Source organism: Rhodococcus sp. BP-332 (assembly GCF_019836065.1).
Classification (GTDB): Bacteria; Actinomycetota; Actinomycetes; order Mycobacteriales; family Mycobacteriaceae; genus Rhodococcoides.
Genome location: NZ_JABUEC010000003.1, coordinates 192,232 through 211,264 on the forward strand (window position 1 = coordinate 192,232; position 19,033 = coordinate 211,264).

The following is a 19,033-nucleotide window of genomic DNA, read 5'->3' on the forward strand; positions in this document are numbered from 1 at the left end:
AAACTAGAACGTACTAGTAGGAGGCGTCATGGCAGTCGATCGTTCGGAGGTGGTGGGCATCGCGGTGCTCGGTGCGGGCAGGATCGGCGCCAACCACGCCGAGATCGTCGCGCGCCGGGTACCGGGTGCCGCACTGCGGGCAGTGGCGGATCCGGTGCCCGGCGCCGCCGACAGGCTCGCCGGGGAACTCGGTGCACCGACGGCGTCCACCGACATCCACGAGACCCTGCGGCGTGACGACGTCGACGCGGTCGTCATCTCCGCCCCCGCGCGGAGTCACACCGTACTCGTCGTCGCGGCCGCGGAGGCAGGGAAGCACGTGTTCGTCGAGAAGCCGATGGCCGTGACCCTCGAGGACGCGGACCGCGCCATCGCCGCCGCACGGGCCGCGGGAGTGACACTCCAGGTAGGCTTCAACCGACGCTTCGCGCCGGGATTCGCGGCGGCACGTCGGGCCGTCGACGAGGGCAGGATCGGTACGCCCCAGCTGCTGCGGTCGCTCACCCGTGATCCCGGCCCGTGGGGTGGAGATCCGAGCCGCGTTCCAGCGTGGACCATCTTCCTGGAGACGCTGATCCACGACTTCGACACGCTGTGCTTCCTCAACCCGGGAGCCGCTCCGGTGCGCGTGCACGCCATGGCCGACGCGTTGATCCGGCCCGAGGCCAGGGACGACGGCTTCCTCGACACCGCCGTCGTCACCATCGCGTTCGACAACGGCGCCCTCGCGACGGCCGAGGCCAACTTCTCCGCGCTGTACGGCTACGACGTCCGCGGAGAGGTGTTCGGATCCGGCGGCATGATCACTGCCGGCACCGCGGCGTCGAACGACATGACCCTGTACGACGCTCGCGGGATCACCGTGGACACCGCCCGTCGCGACATCGATCTGCTGCGCGAGGCCTACATCGGCGAGTTCACCGCGTTCGTGTCCTCGGTCCGCGACTCGACGCCCGCGGTCGTCGGTGGAGCCGACGCACGGGTCGCCCTGTCGATCGCGCTCGCCGCGATCGAGAGCGTGCGGTCCGGCGCCGCGGTCGCCGTCGCGGATCTCGACTCGGACGGTGTCCGATGACGTACACGCTGGCGGCCAGCGCCGAGATGCTCCACCTCGATCTGCCGTTCGTCGATCGGGTCCGACGGATCGCGGACCGCGGCCTGCAGGTCGAGATCTGGAACTGGTCGACGAAGAACATCGACGATCTGCAGGCCACGGGTGCCCGGTTCTCCTCGATGACCGGGTACCTGAGCGGAAGCCTCACCGACCCGGACGGCATCGACGAGTTGCTCCGCACGGCCGCGGAGTCGCTGCTCGTGGCCGATCGGCTCGACTGCCCGCGCCTGAATCTGCACGGCACAGGTCTCGATTCCGAGGGGTTGCCGGTCCACCCCGAGCACGCGGTGACCCCCGACATGTGGCTCCGGGCGGCCGACACACTGCGCCGGGTCGCGGAGCTGGGCGAGCGTGCCGGTCGCGTGTTCACCCTCGAGAACCTCAACACCGCGGTTGATCACCCCGGTACACCGTTCGCCACCGCGGCGGACACGCTCGCACTCGTGTCCGCGGTGGACAGTGCGGCGCTGCGCCTGAATCTGGACCTGTACCACGCTCAGATCGGCGAGGGGAACCTCATCGAGACGGTGCGGCGCTCGCTTCCCTGGATCGGCGAGATCCAGGTGGCCGACGTTCCGGGGCGCTGCGAACCGGGCACCGGGGAGATCGCCTACCCGGTCGTCGCCGCCGCACTGCGCGAGATGGGGTACGACGGTGTCGTCGGTCTCGAGGGGTGGGCACGCGCCGATGCCGACGAGGCACTCGACGCTTTCGAGGCGGCGTTCACGGCGCGGTGATCGTCGGTCAGCTGTCCTCGGTGATCGGGCGGGCCACGTCGACTAGTGGTAGTTCTGCTGCGGCAGCGGCTTTCTCGAGTAGTGCTCGGGCCTCGCCCATGTCGATATCGTCCCGCACCATGAGGATGCCGACCGCGATGCCGACGACCCGGCGGTCCGCCATGGCCGCACCGATCCGTCGGACTCCGGCGTCGAGGTCGCGCCCGCGGCCGTAGGACCACAGGGCGGTGTCGAGGTGGTCCACGAGGACGCACACCAGATCGTCCTCGGCCTCGACCTGCGCGGAGGACAGGGGAGGCCCCGCGGCGTACAGGTTGACCGATCCGGCGGCCGCCCCGTCGACGGTCAGCGCGCACGCGTGCACCCGGTCCACGCCTGCCCTCGCCGCGAGGGCGGCCAGGGGCGGCCAGAGTCGGGCCACCTCGTCGTGGGAGAAGTGCAGCGACGAGTGTGTCCGCAGCGCGCGCAGGCAGGGTCCGTCGTCGAGGTCGTACTGCTGGGCGTCGAGCGCGAACACGACGGCGTCGGTGGGGGACACGGTGAAGGGGTGGCCGTCCACGGTGGCGGTGATGCCGGCGTGCGCCACGCCGTCGAGTGATCGGACCGCCGCCGCCGCGCCCTGCTCGAGCACGACGAGCAGAGCGGCATCGTCGTCCACCGAGCCGGTCAGAAAATCGGAGACCGTGGTCGTCGCCGTCGAGTCCCGTTCGCGGGCCCGACGGAAGTGGGGGAGGTCGCGCAGTGCGAACAGACGTCGCGTGAGTTCGTCGTCCATGTCCGCGCCCCTCCCGTGAGATCGAGTCGTCCGGGACGAGACTACGCGGCCGACGTGCGTCAGCCGGGGTTCCGCGGATCGATCTTGTAGTAGGCCGTCTTGCGGTAGAGCGTGGCGCGGCTCATCCCCAGCTGACGGGCCGCCTGGCTCATCGTGACCTTGCCCGACGCGAGGACCCGCACTATCTCCCCGTGCTCGAACGCCTCGATGCTCGACAACCGGCGCGTCCGGCCCGCCAGCAGTTCGGCGGGGAGCATCGCGACGTCGACGACGTCCGCACGCGACGCGACTCGCGTGACGAGTTCGCGGAGCTCCGCCGCGCCCTGCGGCCAGTCGTGGTGCTGCAGAGCGCGTTCCGCCGCGGGGGTGATGTGCACGTCGCGTCCGCGCACCGCGCGCGCGAACTCGTGAGCCAACGGCACGACGTCGTCCGGTCGGTCCGACAGTGGGGGCAGCGACACGACCGATGCGACCGCGGAGGCGAGTGCGGCCGGGATGTCGTGCAGTCGTTCGGCGGTGACCGCGAAGGGCATCCGGGTCTCGGCGGACCGCAGCAGGTCGACGAGTGACTGCGCGGCGAAGTCGGGGAGCGTGTCGACGTCGCGCAGGACGACGACCGTGTCGGTGCGATCCGCCTCGTACGTCCACAGGTCGAGCCACGTGTCGACGTCGTCGGGTGCGGGGGCCGCTGCCGAGAGAATGCGGTGGCGCGGGAAGGCGCGCCGCGCAGCGTGCGTCACCAGCGACGAGCGGCCGGAGCCGGGGCGGCCGATCACCGCGACGGTCGATCCCGCGGCCATCGCGGAGTGGGCGTCCGCCTCCAGTCGTGACCACTCCGCGCCGAGTCGAACGCCTGTGCCGGTGGACCCGTGCTCGATACGGAAGAGGCTGCGACGCACCGTCGGTCGCTCTCGTCGACCGGTCGATCGGGACGACATCGACAGCGAGATGGTGCTCGCGGCCGACCGTGCGAGTGTGAGTAGGAGGTCGCTCGACGTCCGGGACCAGGTGGTGAGATTGACGGCACCCTGCAGACGACCCGTCGCGGGATCCAGCACCGGGGCGGCTGCGCAGGTGAAGCCGGTGAGGCTGTGGGAGTAGTGCTGTTCCGCTCGGACCAGGGTGGGTGCCAGGTCTGCCAGCGCGAGACCCAGACCGTTGGTCCCCACCTCCCGTTCCGAGTAGCCGAAACCGGGCGCGAGGTGGACGTCGTCGAGCGCGCGGAGCAACGTGTGGTCCCCGCTCAGGCGGGACAGAACGAGGCCGTCGGCGTCGGTGAGCATGAGGCCCACCGGCTCGGCGGTGAGCGTCCGCTGCAGGTCGGCGAGCACTTCGTCACCGCACTGCCGAAAGAGCGACTCCTGCCGTTCCGTCCCGGCGAAGACCGGCTCGACATGATCGACCGGGATGCCGTAGCGCCGACTCCGAAGCCAGGAGGCGCGGAGCCGAGGGGGTACCGCACCGGCGACCGCGTCCACCTCGCGGCCGGAGCCGGTCCGGTGTTCGGGGAGCTGTGCTGGCACGCGGGCGTCCTGGTGGGTCGAAGCGGGTCGGGTTGTGATCCAGGTTACAGCGCCCGAGGGGTGGTCGACCGTCTCAGATTGAGACGCCGGGGACGCCCGCTTCCCGTCCGTCGCGCTCTAGCGTCGAGCCAGTGAAGGTGACGCCAGTCACACGACGAAGGGACCTCGATGTACACCAAGGGCGACAACAGCTTCTTCATCGTCGACGCGCACGTCGCGCTGTGGGACGCGCGGCCCGAGAACCAGCGCAACATCCACGGCAAGCAGTTCATCGACTGCTTCTACGACTACCACCGCAACCTGTCGCCCGAGAGCGAGCTGTGGCCGTACGACGAGTACCTCTACCAGGGCGGCGACCGCCTGATGAAGGACCTCTTCGAGGACGGGTACGTCGATCATGCGATCTTCCAGCCGGCCCACCTCGGGGAGTTCTACGTGAACGGGTTCGGGCAGACGGAGGAGGCATGGGCCCTCACGGCGCAGAATCCCGACAAGCTCACCTACAACCACCACTTCGATCCGCGCAACGGCGAGCGTGGGCTCGATCAGCTCCGCGCCGATGCCGAACGGTTCGGACTGAAGGGCGTCAAGCTCTACACGGCGGAGTGGCACGGAGACTCTCGCGGCTACAAGCTCGACGACGACTGGACCCGGCGTTACCTCGAGGTCTGCCGCGAGCTCGGGATCACCAACATCCACGTCCACAAGGGACCGACCATCAGGCCGCTCGATCGCGATGCCTTCGACGTGGCGGACGTCGATCATGTCGCCACCGACTTCACCGATCTGAACTTCGTCGTCGAGCACTGCGGTCTCCCGCGGCTCGAGGACTTCTGCTGGATCGCCACCCAGGAGCCGAACGTGCATGCCGGGCTCGCCGTCGCGATGCCGTTCATCCACTCCCGGCCGAAGTACTTCGGCCAGATCATGGGCGAGTTGCTCTACTGGCTCGGCGAGGACCGGATCCAGTTCTCGTCCGACTACGCCCTCTGGACACCGCGCTGGCTGATCGAGTCGTTCGTCGACTTCCAGATCCCGGCGGAGCTGAGCGAGTACCCGGAGATCACGATGGACCAGAAGCGCAAGGTGCTGGGCCTGAACGCCGCGAAGATGTACGACATCCCGGTTCCGGCGGAGCCGCAGATCGCCGATGCCGACGAGACGGCCACCGGCCCGCGCGGCGCCGACCGTGCGGCCGACGACGTTCTCGTGGGAGCGTGAGATGACCACCCGTGCCGACTCGGCGATGCGGGCTCTGGACGTGGTGATCGATCCCGAGCTCGACGAGCCGATCACCGACCTCGACTTCGTGCAGTCGCTCACCGTCTCCGAGGACCGTGACGTCGTGGTGCACCTGCGCTTGCCGACGTCCTTCTGCGCGCCGAACTTCGCCTACCTCATGGCCTCCGACGCGAAGGACGTGCTCACCGGCCTGCCCTGGACGCGGAACGTGACGGTGGAACTCGACGACCACCACGATTCACCGATCATCAACGCGGGACTCGCCGCGGACGCGGGGTACCGGGGCACCTTCGCGCACGAGGCGGAGAACGATCTGGAGGAGCTCCGGACGACGTTCCGGCGCAAGGCTCACGTCGCGGCGATGGAGCGGTGCCTGACCGCGCTGCTGAAGCGGGATCCGTCCCGGCGCATGGAGGACATGGGAACCGTTGTGCTGGGCGATCTCCCGGACGACGACACCACCAGGGCACTGCGGTCGCGGCGACGGTCCCTCGGTCTGGACGACGTGCCCGACAGCATCGTCATGGTCGATCACACCGGAGCCGGCTATGCGCAGCTCGACGTGCCGCTCGCACTGCGTCGGGCTCGATCGACCCGCATCTCGATCGACGGCAATGCCCACTTCTGCCGGGGACTGCTCCGTACCCGCTACGACGACCCGGACCGCACGACGGTCGACGCCTGACCTTCCCGAGAAGCCGAGGAGACACATCATGAGCACCATGCGCGCAGTCCAGGTCGTGGGGTACCACGAGAAACTCCGAATGACCGAGGTACCCGTTCCCACTCCCACGGGGCCGTTCGACGTGGTCGTCCGGATCGGTGGAGCGGGGGTGTGCCGTACCGATCTGCACATCCTCGAGGGGCAGTGGGCCGAGAAGTCGAACGTGACCCTGCCGTACACGATCGGTCACGAGAACGCCGGCTGGGTCCACGCCGTCGGTTCCGCCGTGACGAACGTGCAGGAGGGTGACAAGGTCATCGTCCACCCGCTCATCACGTGCGGGCTCTGCCGCGCCTGCCGATCCGGCGACGACGTGCACTGCGAGATCAACCAGTTCCCCGGCATCGACACGAACGGTGGCTACGCGGAGTATCTGAAGACGTCGGCACGCAGTGTGGTGAAGCTGGACGACTCGCTGGAGCCGGCGGACGTGGCTGCCCTCGCCGATGCCGGGCTGACGGCCTATCACGCCGCAGCGAAGGCTTCCCGGCATCTGACTCCGCGCGACCGCGTCGTGGTCATCGGTGCAGGTGGGCTGGGGCACATCGGGATTCAGGTGCTGAAGGCGCTGACCGCGGCCGAGATCGTGGTCGTCGACCGTAACGCCGACGCGGTGAAGCTGGCCCTGTCCATCGGGGCGGATCATGGCGTCGTCGCCGACGGCACCCACATCGAGCAGGTGCTCGAGCTCACCGGCGGGCAGGGCGGCGAAGCGGTCATCGATTTCGTCGGTGAAGGCGGCGCGACGGCGGAGGGCATCGCGATGTTGCGGCAGGCGGGCAATTACCACGTCGTCGGATACGGCGAGAACATCGACGTGCCGACAATCGACATCGTGTCGTCGGAGATCAACGTCATCGGCAACCTGGTCGGGTCCTACAACGACCTGTGCGACCTCATGGCTCTCGCGGCACGCGGGTCCGTCGTTCTGCACACCGCGAAGTACGCACTCGACGACTTCCAGAGCGCCATCGACGATCTGGACGCGGGCACGGTGCGAGGGCGGGCCATCCTCACGCCGTGAGAACGGCCCGCCGCCGGTCAGTGCGTGACGAGGTCGTCGGCGTCGGTGAGGGTGGCGCCGGTGGCGTCGTGCACCTGCGCGGCCGTGACACCGGGCGCGGTCTCCCGCAGGACCAGGGTGCCGTCGCCGACGACGTCGATGACGGCGTAGTCGGTGATGACACGGTCGACGACGGCCTGACCGGTGAGGGGGAGCGTGCACGTGTCGACGATCTTGGGGTTGCCGTCCCGATCGGTGTGCTCCATGACGACGATGACGCGCGCGGCGCCGTGGACGAGGTCCATGGCGCCGCCCATGCCCTTGACCATCTTTCCCGGGACCATCCAGTTGGCGAGGTCGCCGGTCGCCGAGACCTGCATGCCGCCGAGGACTGCGGTGTCGATGTGGCTGCCGCGGATCATGCCGAAGGACAGCGCGGAGTCGAAGAACGCCGCGCCGGGCAGGGTGGTGACGGTTTCCTTGCCGGCGTTGATGAGATTGGCGTCGACCTCGTCCTCGGTGGGGTAGGGGCCGGTGCCGAGGATGCCGTTCTCGGAGTGCAGCGTGACGCGGATCGCGGGATCGAGGAAGCCGGGAATCAGTGTGGGCAGCCCGATGCCGAGGTTCACGTAGTCACCGTCGCGCAGTTCGGCCGCCGCGCGCCGAGCCATGTTCTCGCGGGTCCATCCGGTGTCGGTGCTCATCGTGCGTCTCCTGCGGGTCGGGTGGTGCGCTTCTCGATGCGGGGTGTCTGTGGGCCGGTCTCCACGATGCGCTGGACGAACACGCCGGGCAGGTGCACGTGCGCCGGGTCGATCTCGCCCGGCTGCACGAGATGCTCGACCTGAGCGACGGTGATGCGGCCGGCCATGGCGGCGAGCGGGTTGAAGTTCATGGCTGCCTTGTCGAAGACGAGATTTCCGTCGGTGTCACCCAGGTGCGCGTGCACGAGCGCGAAGTCGGCGCGGATGCCCTCCTCGAGGACGTACCGCTTGTCGCCGAAGACGCGGGTCTCCTTCGGGGGGGACGCGAGTGCGACGGATCCGTCGGCGGCGTAGCGCCACGGGAGCCCGCCGTCGGCGATGGGGCTGCCGACACCGGCCGGGGTGAAGAACGCCGGGATGCCCGCGCCCCCGGCGCGTAGTCGCTCGGCGAGAGTGCCCTGGGGAGTGAGCTCGACCTCGAGCTCGCCGGACAGGTACTGCCGGGCGAATTCCTTGTTCTCGCCGACGTAGGACGCGGTGACGCGACGGATCCGGTGCGCTACGAGCAGGATGCCGAGGCCGTGATCGTCCACTCCGCAGTTGTTGGAGAAGACCTCCAGATCGGTGACGTCGGTGGCGGCGAGGGCGTCGATCAGTGCGTCCGGGATGCCGCAGAGCCCGAAGCCGCCGACGGCCAGGGTGGCGCCGTCCGTGACGCCGCGGACCGCGTCGGCGGGGGTGGACAGGACTTCGGTGGCCACGAGTTCCTCCTGAGATCGAGTACTGATCAGATGTACGGTCCGGTGAGTGGACGTGCGCACTCTCTGCATTCGATCAGGACCACGGCGTCTTCGCAGGCGATACGGGGTCCGGACGGCGAACTGCTCGACTCGTGGAACGATCGGCGGCACGGTGTTCACTGAGTGGACACCCCGCGAGCCCTAGACTGTGGTGATGGCGGAGGCAGCGAGGTCGGTCATCGCGCGAGTCGCGGCCGTGATGCGTGCCGTCGGTGATCACGAGCCGGACGGCGCGTCGACCACCGACATCGCCAGGACCGCCGGGTTGGCGCGGCCCACCGTGCACCGGATGGTCACCGCGTTGGCGGCGGAGGGCTTCGTCGATCGGCACGAGTCGGGCCGGTGGGCGCTGGGGCCCGAGACCTTCCTTCTCGGATCGATGGCAGCGGAGCGGTACGACATCACGTCGAGCGCGGGAGACATCCTGCGCGATCTGGCCCGAACGACGGGGGAGAGCGCCTTCCTGTCGGCACGTCGGGGCGACGAGACGGTCTGCATCGCGAGCGAGGAGGGCAGTTTCCCGCTGCGCTCGCACGTCCTGCACGTCGGCCTGCGCATGCCCCTCGGAGTCGCGTCCGCCGGGTTGGTCATCCTCGCGCACCTGCCCGAACGTGAGCGGGTGGAGTACCTCGACCGTGCAGAGCTCGGCGGCTGGGGAGAACGTCACGCGCCGCGCGAGATCGCCGAACGGGTGGAACAAGTTCTGGTGCAGGGATACTCGGTAAATCCCGGGTTGTTGGTGGAAGGTAGCTGGGGTCTCGGGGCCGCGGTGTTCGATCGCCGCGACGCCCCGGCGTGGGCGCTGAGTCTGACGGGCGTCGCCGGCCGTTTCGACGATGTCCGGCGCCCTGTTCTCGGCGAACAGCTGCTGCGGGCCGCACACGCGTTGACCTCGCGTCTGCGGTGATCGGAGGTCGATGCGGCCGGTCGGACAGAACTCGGGCGGTACATCCAAGTTATTCACCCGTTATATCGTGAATGCATGCCCGATATCGTATCGATGTCGACATCAGAGTCCGAGAATTGTTGTCGCACAGAGATGTCAGTCGTCCATCACGTGATTGTCCGGACTCGACAGAATGTCGCAATTCCGGCATGCATTGACATTACCGTTATCGTCCTGTTCACTCTCATTTATGCCGTAAATCTACGTCGCATTCGACGGAGTCGGCTCGATCTCACACCTGCCCCCGCCACATCTCGGCGCCGTGGTCGTCTTCTCGGACGGTCATCGACGCGCCGACGTCGCCGGGGCGTCATCGCACCGCTCTGCGTCGTCGGGGACAGAGTCTGCGCACCACATGTGCTGCATCAGGGATGCGGCACATTCACCACATCGCGCAAGGAACCGCATGATCAGGACACACCTCGACCGCTCTCCCTTCGACGCCGCGAAGCGAGGCCGCCTCCCCGCACTGGGTACCGTCGCCGTCGCCACGGCGGCTCTGATGATCGTCGGCGCGAGCACCGCCGACGCCGCCACTCCGGTGGGACTCGGCACCGCTGCCAGTTACGCGGTCCTGGCCGGTGCGGGCGTGACCAACACCGGCCCGTCGGTCATCTCGGGTGACCTCGGAACCAGTCCGACCGCGGCCGTCACGGGGTTCCCTCCCGGTCTCGTGAACAACGGCACGATCCATGCCGCCGACGCGGTTGCGCTGCAGGCGCAGTCGGACCTCACCACGGCATACGACCAGGCGAGTGCGGAGCCGATCTCGGCGAACGTCGCTGCCGACATCACCGGCAGCACCCTCGCCCCGGGGGTCTACAAGGCTTCCAGCGCACTGGCCCTGAACGGCACCGTCACGTTGGACGGTGGATCGGATCCCGACGCCGTCTTCGTCTTTCAGGCACCGTCCACATTGATCACGGGGTCCGGCAGCAGAGTGGCACTGATCAACGTGAATCCCTGCAACGTCTTCTGGCAGGTGGGCAGCTCGGCGACCATCGGTACCTCCACGACGTTCGTCGGAACGGTACTGGCGCTCACCTCGATCAGCGTCCAGAACGGTGCGACCGTCTCCGGACGTGTGTTGGCGCGCAACGGCGCGGTGACCCTGGACGACAACGTGATCACGGCGAACGACTGCTCCCCGCGGACGACCACCACCCCGGTCGGCGACGGGGGAGTCGTGTTGCCTCCCATCGTGATTCCGATCCCGTCGATCCCGGGACTGCCGTCGATCCCCGGTGTCCCGCCCGTGATCACCATCCCGGGTCTTCCGGGGTTGCCGGGTACACCGCCCACCTCGTCGGTGCCCACCGCACCGGCGGTCCCGCCCACCTCGGACACTCCCGGTACGCCGGGAACCCCGAACACTCCCGGTACGCCGGGAACCCCGAACACGCCGGGAAATCCGAACACTCCCGGAACCCCGAACACTCCCGGAACCCCGAACACGCCCGGAACCCCGAACACGCCCGGAACCCCCGGTGTCCCCACGGGTCCGGACGCGCCGGGCCGGTACTCGCCGGGCAGCCAGATCACTCAGGTCCCGGGTGGTGGCGTCGACACGGGTGACGGCAGCACCGTCCGGTCGGCCGACCATCGGCAGCCCGTGTCGATCGGCCTCGCGGCCGCGGCGATCATCGGGTCGGCACTGGTGCTGCGTCGTCGAAAGAGCTGACATGGCATCACGTTCCGCCATCACCGCGGCGCGCTCACTGTGCGCTGCGGTGCTGCTCACGCTGGCGCTGATCTCCGGATGCTCCACTGCTGCCGGCACCGAGTCGCCGGTGCCGGCCGCGACCGAGTCGGCGGACGTCGGCGTGGTCGACGAGGGCACCACCGGTGTCCCTGATGCCGTGGCCGTCTCGTCGCCGCCGGTCCGCATCGACGTTCCCGCGATCTCCGTGAGTTCCGACCTCATGGGCCTGGGTCTGCAGCAGGACGGGACGATGGAGGTACCACCCGGCGCGTTTCCGGCCGGGTGGTACACGGGTTCACCGATTCCCGGCGCGATGGGGCCGTCCGTGATCGCCGGTCACGTGGACTGGGACGGTGCGCCGGGCGTGTTCTCCCGGCTCGGTGACCTCGTCCCGGACGACGACGTGATCGTCACTCTGCAGGACGGCACCACGTCGCGCTTCCGGGTCATGGAGGTCGATCAGTACCCGAAGGCCGAGTTCCCGACGAACACGGTGTACGGCGACATCGACCACCCGGGACTCCGGCTGATCACGTGTGGCGGTCGATTCGACAGCGACGCAGCCAGTTACGACGACAATATCGTGGTCTACGCTGATCTGATCAGCTGATCCGTTCGCGGATCCGGTCGATGATCTCCAGGGTCGCGACCGCGTCGGCGAGGGGATGGACGGCGGACTCGACCTCGCCGACGGAAATCCTTCTCGCAGCCTCCACCGCGGCGAGATGCAGTCCGTCGACCTGGAGGCCGGGGGTCTCGTCGTAGGCAAGGGTGATGCCGTCGCGGAGTGCGACGGTGAACGGCCCCGGCATGAAGAAGGGCCCGGCGATGGTGAGCGTGCCGTCCCGGCCGCACACGACCGCCGTCGTCGGCGTGTTCGTCAGGATCGTGGTGTTGAGCACCGCATGTCCGGACTCGCCGGTGAGAAGGGCCGAGATCTGACCGTCGATCTCGTCATTGGCAGGTCGACTCCGAGCATCCACCGTCTCCGGTGCACCGAGAACCGAGTAGGCGAAGGACGCGACGTACGTTCCCAGATCCAGGAGCGGGCCACCGGCCAGCGCCGGATCGTAGATGCGGTGATCGGTGGTGAAGAACTCGCCGTGATCCGCGAGCACCGTGTGGATCGGTCCGAGGACGCCGCTGCGGAGCACCTGCTCTATCACGTCGAACTTCGGCAGGAATTTCGTCCACATCGCTTCTCCCGCGAACACTCCTGCCGACCGTGCGGCCTCCGCGATACGGGCCGCGCCGGCCGCGTCGACGGCGAGCGGCTTCTCGACGAGCACGTGCTTGCCCGCGGCGATGGCGTCGAGGGCGTTCGCGAGGTGCTCGGTGTGTGGCGTGGCGATGTACACGATGTCAACGTCGTCGTCGGCGAAGACGGCCTCGTAGGTGCCGTGCGCACGGTCGACGCCGTGCTCGTCGGCGAAGGCGCCTGCGCGCTCCGGTGAGCGGGATCCCACCGCGACGACGGTCTGGGTCGTGTGCCGGTGCAGTGACTCGACGAACCGGTGCGCGATCCAGCCCGGCCCGAGGACTGCCCATCGGAGCACGGGCGCGTCACGGGGATCGGGAACTCGTGACAGGGGGAGGGAGGCGCTCTGCGTCATGCGGCAGAGCCAATCAGACGAAAGCACATTTGTCAGGACATTAAGATGTAATACTTTCGATCATGACTGTGCGGGTTGGAATCATCGGTGTCGGCGTCATGGGAGCGGACCATGCCCTGTCCCTCGATCGGCGGGTGTCGGGCGCGGCGGTGACCGCTGTCGCCGACTTCGACGCAGCACGGGCGAGTGCAGTCGCCTCCACCCTGCGCGGCGCCACCGTCGCGGCGGACGGCCCGGCGCTGATCGAGCGCGACGACGTCGACGCCGTCGTCATCGCCTCGCACGATTCGACCCACGCCGAACTGGTGCACCTGGCGCTGGCCGCGGGCAAGCCGGTGCTGTGCGAGAAGCCGCTCGCGCCCACGGCGGCGGAGTGCCGCGAGATCATCGCCGCGCAGGGCGAACGCACCTTGATCACGGTCGGCTTCATGCGTCGGTTCGATCCGGCCTACGTGGACCTGAAGCGCGTGGTGTCGTCCGGTGAACTGGGTGAACCCCTCGTCGCCCACTGCGTGAGTCGCACCGTCGAGGCCTACCCCGGCGGCACGTCCGCGTCGACCATCACCAACTCCGCGATTCACGAACTCGACATCGTGCCGTGGTTGCTGTCGTCGCCGATCACGGAGGTGAGTTGGCACGCGGGTCGTACGTCCGCGCACTCCGGAACGCGCCAGGATCCGCAGATCATGCTGTTGCGGACCGAGTCCGACGTTCTGGTGACGGTCGAGATCTTCCTCAACGCCCGCTACGGATACGACACGAGGTGCGAGGTGGTGGGCGATATCGGAGCGTCTGCGCTCGTGCTGCCCACTCACGTGGTCACCGACCGCGACCGCCGGCGGTCCGTGGCCTACCCGGCCGACTGGGTTCCCCGCTATGCGGACGCGTATCGCCTGCAACTCCAGGAGTGGGTCGATTCCCTCGAGGCCGGCCGGGTCTCGGAGCTCGCCGACGCGGACGCGGGGCTGCGTGCAGGTCTCGTCGCCGACGCTCTCGTCGCCTCGATGAACGAGGGCGGCCGAACCGTCGACGTGGAGTGATCTCCGCGGTACGTTTATCCATGTCCGACTCGGGCACCAGAATCCATGGATTCCTTCGACGCCACCCGCGCCGTGGTGGAGCGGTACGCGCCGTCGCTGGGTGTGGACGGGATCGCGGTGGCAGTCATCGTGACCGCGGCGATCCGCGACCTCGTCTACAGCAGCGACGACGTCGCGACCCGCATCGACGAACTGCAGTTCACGCTGGGAACCGGGCCCTGCCTCGATGCCTTCCGGAGTGAACAGACGATGATCAGCATGGTCGGTACCGACGAGGGCTCGCCGTGGCCGCTGTTCGACGACGCCGTTCGAGCTCTCGACGTGGGTGCCGTGTTCGCGCTTCCGGTGGGCACGGAGCCGACGGTGGGCGTGCTCGAGCTCTACCGCCGCGACGCGCATCCGTGGTCGCCGGTGACCGCGGCGCGTGCCGCGCGGTGCGCCGGGGAACTCGCGTCCGCGGTGCGCCGCGACGTCGCCGGAGTGGGGGACGACGCCGCGGACGATCCGCTGTCCCGCGCCTCCGTGCACGTGGCTGCCGGCATGATGGCAGCACGGTTCCGGATCACCGCCGACGAGGCCGTGGTTCGGCTCCTGTCCCTCGCCTACGCAGACGGGATACGCGTCACCCAGCTCGCGGACGACATCGTCGGGCGGCGGGTCGAGCTGACCGATGCCCTGCTGGACTGACGCCGGCCGCGGAGCGGCTCAGATGACGGTGCCGACGTCGGAGGCCACGATGCTGTCGAGAGCGTGCTCCGCGACTGCGGCGATGGTCATCGACGGATTGCAGGCGGCGCAGTTGCCCGGGATCAGGGCGCCGTCGAGAACGTAGAGGCCGCGCTGTCCCTGGACTCGACCCTCCAGATCACAGACCGTTCCCATGTTGGCCCCGCCGAGCGGGTGCCAGGTGGACGGGAACACCGCGTTGGTGTCCACGACGAGGCTGTTCGGTCCGGCGATCGCGCGCACGCGCGGGTCGATGTGACTCTGGATGGCCGCATCCCCCTCGTGCGGCCACCGCAGGATCGCATCGTCCCGCGCACCGTCGTAGACGAAACGCCCACGGGCGTCGCTGACGCCGTAGCCGACCAGAACGGTGGTTCGGGCATCCACCCCGAGAGGGGGGAACGACGCCTGGATGACCGTCATCGCGCGGGACGGGTCCGCCCAGTCGAGACTGCCGAAGACCACCGGGCCGCCCTGTGCGGGTCCGAAGTCCTGGTCGAACGTCGTCCACGAGTAGATCCTGTCCGCGTTGGTGCCCCAGCCGTCGCCGAGCGTGTCCGGCATGTCCGGGATCCGGCCGGACGCTGCCGCCCGCATCAGCAGTCGCGTGGTGTTCATGCTGCCCGCAGCCATGATCAGGGTCGGCGTGGTGAGGATCTTGTTCTCCACGACCGCCCCCGAGGTGTCGATGCGGTCGACGTACACCGTCCACCGGCCGTCGGACGCCCGTTCGACGTCGGTGACCTGGTGCAGGGTCTGTACCGTCGCCAGCCCGGTCGCCTCCGCCTCGGCGATGTACGTGACGTCCACGGAGAACTTGCCGCCGTTGTTGACGCCGATGGCGCCGTCGCCGTTGGTGTAGGACGGGGCCATCTCGCCACGAAGTTCGTCGAGGGCGAAGTTCCAGTCGATGGGCATCGGGATCTTCGACACGGGAGTCCGAGTCGTCGTGCACTGTCCCGGAATGCTCGTGGTGCAGCGTAATTGGGGCTGTCGACCAACTGGTCGGGCGCGACCGCGAGGTGTAGCATCCGGGCGACCCGCGGGTAATGGACGCGATCGAGCAGGCCCCAGTCCAGTGCGCCGGGGAACTGCGACGCGAACACCGCCTCGGCCGGCTGCAGCGTCATCCCCTGATAGACGAGGGACCCGCCGCCGACCCCGGCCGCACACAGCGCGGTCATGTTCTCGCCGGGAACCGCCTCGACGAGGCCGGTGTACGCCGGGACGTCGATCGGACGTCCGAACACGTTCTTCGCGGATCCGTACCAGAGGAAACGACCGTCGGGTGAGCGAGCGTGCGGAAAGGTCTCGGCGTTCGGACCGGTCGGCCATCGCAGACCGCGCTCGAGCACGGTCACCGGAACGCCTGCCTGTGCGAGGCGCAGTGCGGCGACGCCGCCGCCGAACCCGGAGCCGACGATCACCACGCGGTGATCCTCGCGGGAGAGCGGAACTCGTTGTGTGCGTGCGGCGATGCCGTGAGCAGAGGCGCGGGCGGCATGGTTGCCGGCGATCAGCGCACCGCCGGCCGCGGCGGCGCCGGAGAGGAACGTGCGGCGAGTGAACGGTGGCATGCGGCTTCCCCCGGATCGTTCGTGGAGTCCGCCGATACCTGTGGGCACCCCCCGGCGAACACCCGATCTCGATGCCGGGTGCTCAGAACCTAGACAGTTCTGTCCGCGAGTGTCAAGATTTCGCCCCGACTAGGCTCGAACGATGGCTACCAGACGCATCGCAGTGATCCCGGGTGACGGCATCGGCAAGGAGGTGGTTCCCGCCGGTATCGAAGTACTGGACGCCGCGGCGGCGGCGTTCGACCTCGACCTCGAGTACGAGTACTTCGACTACGCCAGCGCCGACTACTACGTCGAGCACGGAAAGATGCTTCCCGACGGCTGGTTCGAGGAGCTCCGACCGTTCGACGCGATCTTCTTCGGAGCGGTGGGCTGGCCGGAGGTGGTGCCGGACCACATCTCGTTGTGGGGCAGTCTGCTCCAGTTCCGACGTCACTTCGACCAGTACGTGAATCTGCGGCCCATCCGGCTCATGCCGGGCGTCACCAGCCCGCTCGCGGGACGCGAGGTCGGCGACATCGACTTCTACGTGGTGCGGGAGAACACCGAGGGGGAGTACACCGATCTCGGCGGCCGGATGTTCGCGGGGACCGAGCGTGAGACGGTGATCCAGGAGACGGTCATGTCGCGCATCGGCGTCGACCGAATCCTGAAGTACGCCTTCGAACTCGCCGAGACCAGGCCGAAACGCCACCTGACGTCCGCGACCAAGAGCAACGGCATCTCCATCTCGATGCCGTACTGGGACGAGCGGGTCGCCGCCATGGCGTCGCATCACCCCACGGTGGACGTCGACAGCTATCACATCGACATCCTCACGGCGAACTTCGTGCTGCACCCGGACTGGTTCGACGTGGTCGTCGCGAGCAATCTGTTCGGGGACATCCTGTCCGATCTCGGACCGGCGATCGCGGGCACCATCGGCATCGCCCCGAGTGGAAACATCAACCCGGAGGGGCTCTTTCCCAGTCTGTTCGAGCCGGTGCACGGATCGGCACCGGGTATCGCGGGCAAGAACGTCGCCAATCCGATCGGACAGATCTGGAGCGGCAGCATGATGCTCGATCACCTCGGCGAACCCGATGCCGCGCGCACGGTCCTGACCGCGGTCGAGAACGTGTTGGCACGGGGCGGCGCCGCGCTCACCGCGGACATGGGCGGAACGTCGGGGACCGACGAGTTGGGGCGCATCATCGCGGACGAGGTGACCGCTCTCGCTCGCTGATGATGTTCTCGAAATTGACACCGTTTCGGGGCGTTGTCTGTGAGCACGACCAAGTCAGTGACAGGTCACCACACCGTTCATCGTCGTCCGTGACGACGGGTCCTTCATGATCTGTGTGCGCGAAACAATCGCGACATCACTCACTCGGGAGACATCATGCTCAGCATTCTCAACGGCCTCAGCTTCCTCAATTTCTCGTTCGGAGATCTGCTGCCTCTGACCGATTTCCTGAATATTCTGAAGAGCCTCTCGATCGCGTCCTGACGCCGACGGCCGGGCGGGTCCACCCGCCCGGCCGTTGCGTCCGACGTCAGCGAGGAATGATCCGAGCGTCCCGGTACCGAGCGAGGTTCTCCGCGAAACTCTCACTGGTCGAGCGGAATCCGAGGAACCCCGCCTTGCGGCTCTTCGTCATGTCGGTCAGGCACTCCATGTCGCGGCCGAGGTCGCCGTCGGTGTGCCACCACGATGCGAGTCGAGTCACGTCCGACTCGACGAGGTCGTACTTCTCGGCGATGCGCCGCCACGCGTCGGGTGCATCGTCCATTCGCGTCGCCAACGGTCGCGGTTCGGTGTCGAAACCGACGGGTTCGACACCGAAATGGTCGGCGATGCGCGGCCACAGCCATCGCCAACGGAACACGTCGCCGTTCGCGACATTGAATGGCTCGTCGGCGCCGTTCTCGTTCGTGGCGGCCCAGATCATCTGCTCGGCGAGCAGATCGGCATCGGTGACATCGGTCAGACCGTTCCACTGGGTCTCCGAACCGGGGAAGACGAACGGCTCGCCGGTCTCCTTGCAGAGAGTGGCGTACACCGACAGGGTGAGTGCCATGTTCATGGCGTTGCCCACGGCGAACCCGAAGATGGTGTGTGCCCGGTGCACGCTCCAGGTGAAGCCCAGTCGCTCTGCGCCCGAGAACAACTCGTCCTCCTGGGCGTAGTAGAAGTTCGGTGTGTCGAGGCGCTCCTCGCTCTCGTGGAACGGGGTCTCCGCCGTCACCGCGGCGCCGTAGGCGTCGAACGGGCCGAGGTAGTGCTTCAGACCCGTCATGAGAGCGACGTGCTTCACCGAGTTCTCCGGTGCCAGCGCGTCGAACGTGTTCCGGAGGGTGGCGGTGTTCACCTCGATGTTCTCCGCCTCCGAGTCCTGCATCATCCACGCCGTGAAGAACACGAGGTCGGGCGCCGTTCCGCGCAGTGCCTCACGCAGCGCATCGGCGTCGAGAAGGTCGGCCGTCACGGGTGTCACGCCGTCGACCGGCAACTCGGTCTTGCGCGACAACCCGTAGGTGCGCCACCCCGCGTCGACGAGTCGTCGACAGATGGTCTGCCCCGAGATGCCGGTGGCTCCGACGACGAGCGCCGTGCCCGGACTTCGTGCTGCCATGTGTGTGATGCCTCCGATCGGTGATCGTGTCTCGATCCTGCATGGGCTACCCGTGGGGGCAACGGAGCAACCAGTGGGGCCGAGTGGCGCGGCGCACTGGTCCGCTACGTGGCGCCGAGCGCACCGCCCGGTGCCGAGCGCGCGCTGCACCGTGCGCGGAACGCCGTGCGCAGCGCGCGGGCGTCGGAACAG

The 19,033-nt window shown here is 68.2% G+C and carries 17 protein-coding genes and 1 pseudogene; 11 read left to right on the plus strand and 7 right to left on the minus strand.

Annotation, left to right across the window (positions count from 1 at the left end; translation table 11 throughout):
* Positions 1–28 precede the first annotated feature (28 nt).
* Both HQ314_RS12105 and HQ314_RS12110 read left to right on the plus strand, forming a co-directional pair.
* Positions 29–1,075 carry a Gfo/Idh/MocA family oxidoreductase gene (locus HQ314_RS12105; RefSeq protein WP_222650188.1) on the plus strand — a complete coding sequence of 349 codons (1,047 nt, stop codon included), beginning with the start codon at positions 29–31 and terminating at the stop codon, positions 1,073–1,075.
* On the plus strand, positions 1,072–1,851 hold the full coding sequence (locus HQ314_RS12110; RefSeq protein WP_222650189.1) for a TIM barrel protein: 780 nt from the start codon (positions 1,072–1,074) through the stop codon (positions 1,849–1,851). The genes HQ314_RS12105 and HQ314_RS12110 overlap by 4 nt, the downstream gene beginning before the upstream one ends.
* Before the next feature lie 7 nt (positions 1,852–1,858).
* Here HQ314_RS12110 and HQ314_RS12115 read toward each other — a convergent pair whose 3' ends face one another.
* Both HQ314_RS12115 and HQ314_RS21750 read right to left on the minus strand, forming a co-directional pair.
* Positions 1,859–2,626 carry an ANTAR domain-containing protein gene (locus tag HQ314_RS12115; RefSeq protein WP_222650190.1) on the minus strand — a complete coding sequence of 256 codons (768 nt, stop codon included), beginning with the start codon at positions 2,624–2,626 and terminating at the stop codon, positions 1,859–1,861.
* Positions 2,627–2,685: 59 nt separating this feature from the next.
* Entirely contained in the window at positions 2,686–4,149 is a 1,464-nt protein-coding gene (locus HQ314_RS21750) for a helix-turn-helix domain-containing protein (protein WP_307095238.1), read from the minus strand.
* A gap of 168 nt (positions 4,150–4,317) precedes the next feature.
* Between HQ314_RS21750 and HQ314_RS12125 the strand changes: the two genes are divergently transcribed.
* Genes HQ314_RS12125 through HQ314_RS12135 form a run of 3 tightly spaced genes read left to right on the plus strand, consistent with a single transcriptional unit; the run spans position 4,318 to position 7,139 of the window.
* On the plus strand, positions 4,318–5,370 hold the full coding sequence (locus HQ314_RS12125) for an amidohydrolase family protein (protein ID WP_222650191.1): 1,053 nt from the start codon (positions 4,318–4,320) through the stop codon (positions 5,368–5,370).
* A 1-nt stretch (position 5,371) separates the two neighbouring features.
* A complete protein-coding gene (locus HQ314_RS12130; RefSeq protein WP_056447574.1) occupies positions 5,372–6,076 on the plus strand; it encodes an iron-sulfur cluster assembly protein in 705 nt (234 codons plus the stop codon).
* 37 nt (positions 6,077–6,113) lie between these two features.
* The gene (locus HQ314_RS12135) at positions 6,114–7,139 is read left to right on the plus strand and encodes an NAD(P)-dependent alcohol dehydrogenase (RefSeq protein ID WP_204870263.1); all 1,026 of its coding nucleotides are present in this window, start codon (positions 6,114–6,116) and stop codon (positions 7,137–7,139) included.
* A 17-nt stretch (positions 7,140–7,156) separates the two neighbouring features.
* Here the strand turns inward: HQ314_RS12135 and HQ314_RS12140 are convergent, their stop codons facing one another.
* Together HQ314_RS12140 and HQ314_RS12145 are read right to left on the minus strand one after the other, a co-directional pair.
* On the minus strand, positions 7,157–7,822 hold the full coding sequence (locus HQ314_RS12140) for a 3-oxoacid CoA-transferase subunit B (protein WP_027504030.1): 666 nt from the start codon (positions 7,820–7,822) through the stop codon (positions 7,157–7,159).
* Positions 7,819–8,583: a CoA transferase subunit A gene (locus HQ314_RS12145; protein WP_308119374.1), complete on the minus strand. Its 765-nt coding sequence runs from the start codon at positions 8,581–8,583 to the stop codon at positions 7,819–7,821. The genes HQ314_RS12140 and HQ314_RS12145 overlap by 4 nt, the downstream gene beginning before the upstream one ends.
* A 193-nt stretch (positions 8,584–8,776) precedes the next feature.
* Here HQ314_RS12145 and HQ314_RS12150 point away from each other — a divergent pair, with 193 nt between their 5' ends.
* The 3 genes from HQ314_RS12150 (at position 8,777) to HQ314_RS12160 (ending at position 11,880) form a co-directional block, all read left to right on the plus strand.
* Complete coding sequence (locus HQ314_RS12150; RefSeq protein ID WP_222650193.1) at positions 8,777–9,529, plus strand: IclR family transcriptional regulator; 753 nt, start codon at positions 8,777–8,779, stop codon at positions 9,527–9,529.
* A 445-nt stretch (positions 9,530–9,974) separates the two neighbouring features.
* On the plus strand, positions 9,975–11,249 hold the full coding sequence (locus tag HQ314_RS12155; protein ID WP_261781640.1) for an ice-binding family protein: 1,275 nt from the start codon (positions 9,975–9,977) through the stop codon (positions 11,247–11,249).
* Position 11,250: 1 nt separating this feature from the next.
* Positions 11,251–11,880 carry a class F sortase gene (locus tag HQ314_RS12160; RefSeq protein ID WP_222627558.1) on the plus strand — a complete coding sequence of 210 codons (630 nt, stop codon included), beginning with the start codon at positions 11,251–11,253 and terminating at the stop codon, positions 11,878–11,880.
* Here the strand turns inward: HQ314_RS12160 and HQ314_RS12165 are convergent.
* The gene (locus HQ314_RS12165; RefSeq protein WP_222650194.1) at positions 11,873–12,883 is read right to left on the minus strand and encodes a Gfo/Idh/MocA family protein; all 1,011 of its coding nucleotides are present in this window, start codon (positions 12,881–12,883) and stop codon (positions 11,873–11,875) included. The two genes, HQ314_RS12160 and HQ314_RS12165, sit on opposite strands and share 8 nt — an antisense overlap.
* Positions 12,884–12,945: 62 nt before the next feature.
* Between HQ314_RS12165 and HQ314_RS12170 the strand changes: the two genes are divergently transcribed.
* Both HQ314_RS12170 and HQ314_RS12175 read left to right on the plus strand, forming a co-directional pair.
* Positions 12,946–13,923: a Gfo/Idh/MocA family oxidoreductase gene (locus HQ314_RS12170; protein ID WP_222650195.1), complete on the plus strand. Its 978-nt coding sequence runs from the start codon at positions 12,946–12,948 to the stop codon at positions 13,921–13,923.
* A gap of 45 nt (positions 13,924–13,968) precedes the next feature.
* Positions 13,969–14,610, plus strand: a complete 642-nt coding sequence (locus tag HQ314_RS12175) for an ANTAR domain-containing protein (protein ID WP_222650196.1) — start codon at positions 13,969–13,971, stop codon at positions 14,608–14,610.
* 18 nt (positions 14,611–14,628) lie between these two features.
* Here HQ314_RS12175 and HQ314_RS12180 read toward each other — a convergent pair.
* Positions 14,629–16,226, minus strand: a pseudogene (locus HQ314_RS12180) (GMC oxidoreductase).
* Between the two features lie 142 nt (positions 16,227–16,368).
* Between HQ314_RS12180 and HQ314_RS12185 the strand changes: the two are divergent.
* A complete protein-coding gene (locus HQ314_RS12185; RefSeq protein WP_056447200.1) occupies positions 16,369–17,451 on the plus strand; it encodes a tartrate dehydrogenase in 1,083 nt (360 codons plus the stop codon).
* Positions 17,452–17,761: 310 nt separating this feature from the next.
* Here HQ314_RS12185 and HQ314_RS12190 read toward each other — a convergent pair whose 3' ends face one another.
* Positions 17,762–18,841 carry an SDR family oxidoreductase gene (locus HQ314_RS12190; protein ID WP_222650197.1) on the minus strand — a complete coding sequence of 360 codons (1,080 nt, stop codon included), beginning with the start codon at positions 18,839–18,841 and terminating at the stop codon, positions 17,762–17,764.
* Positions 18,842–19,033: the final 192 nt, after the last annotated feature.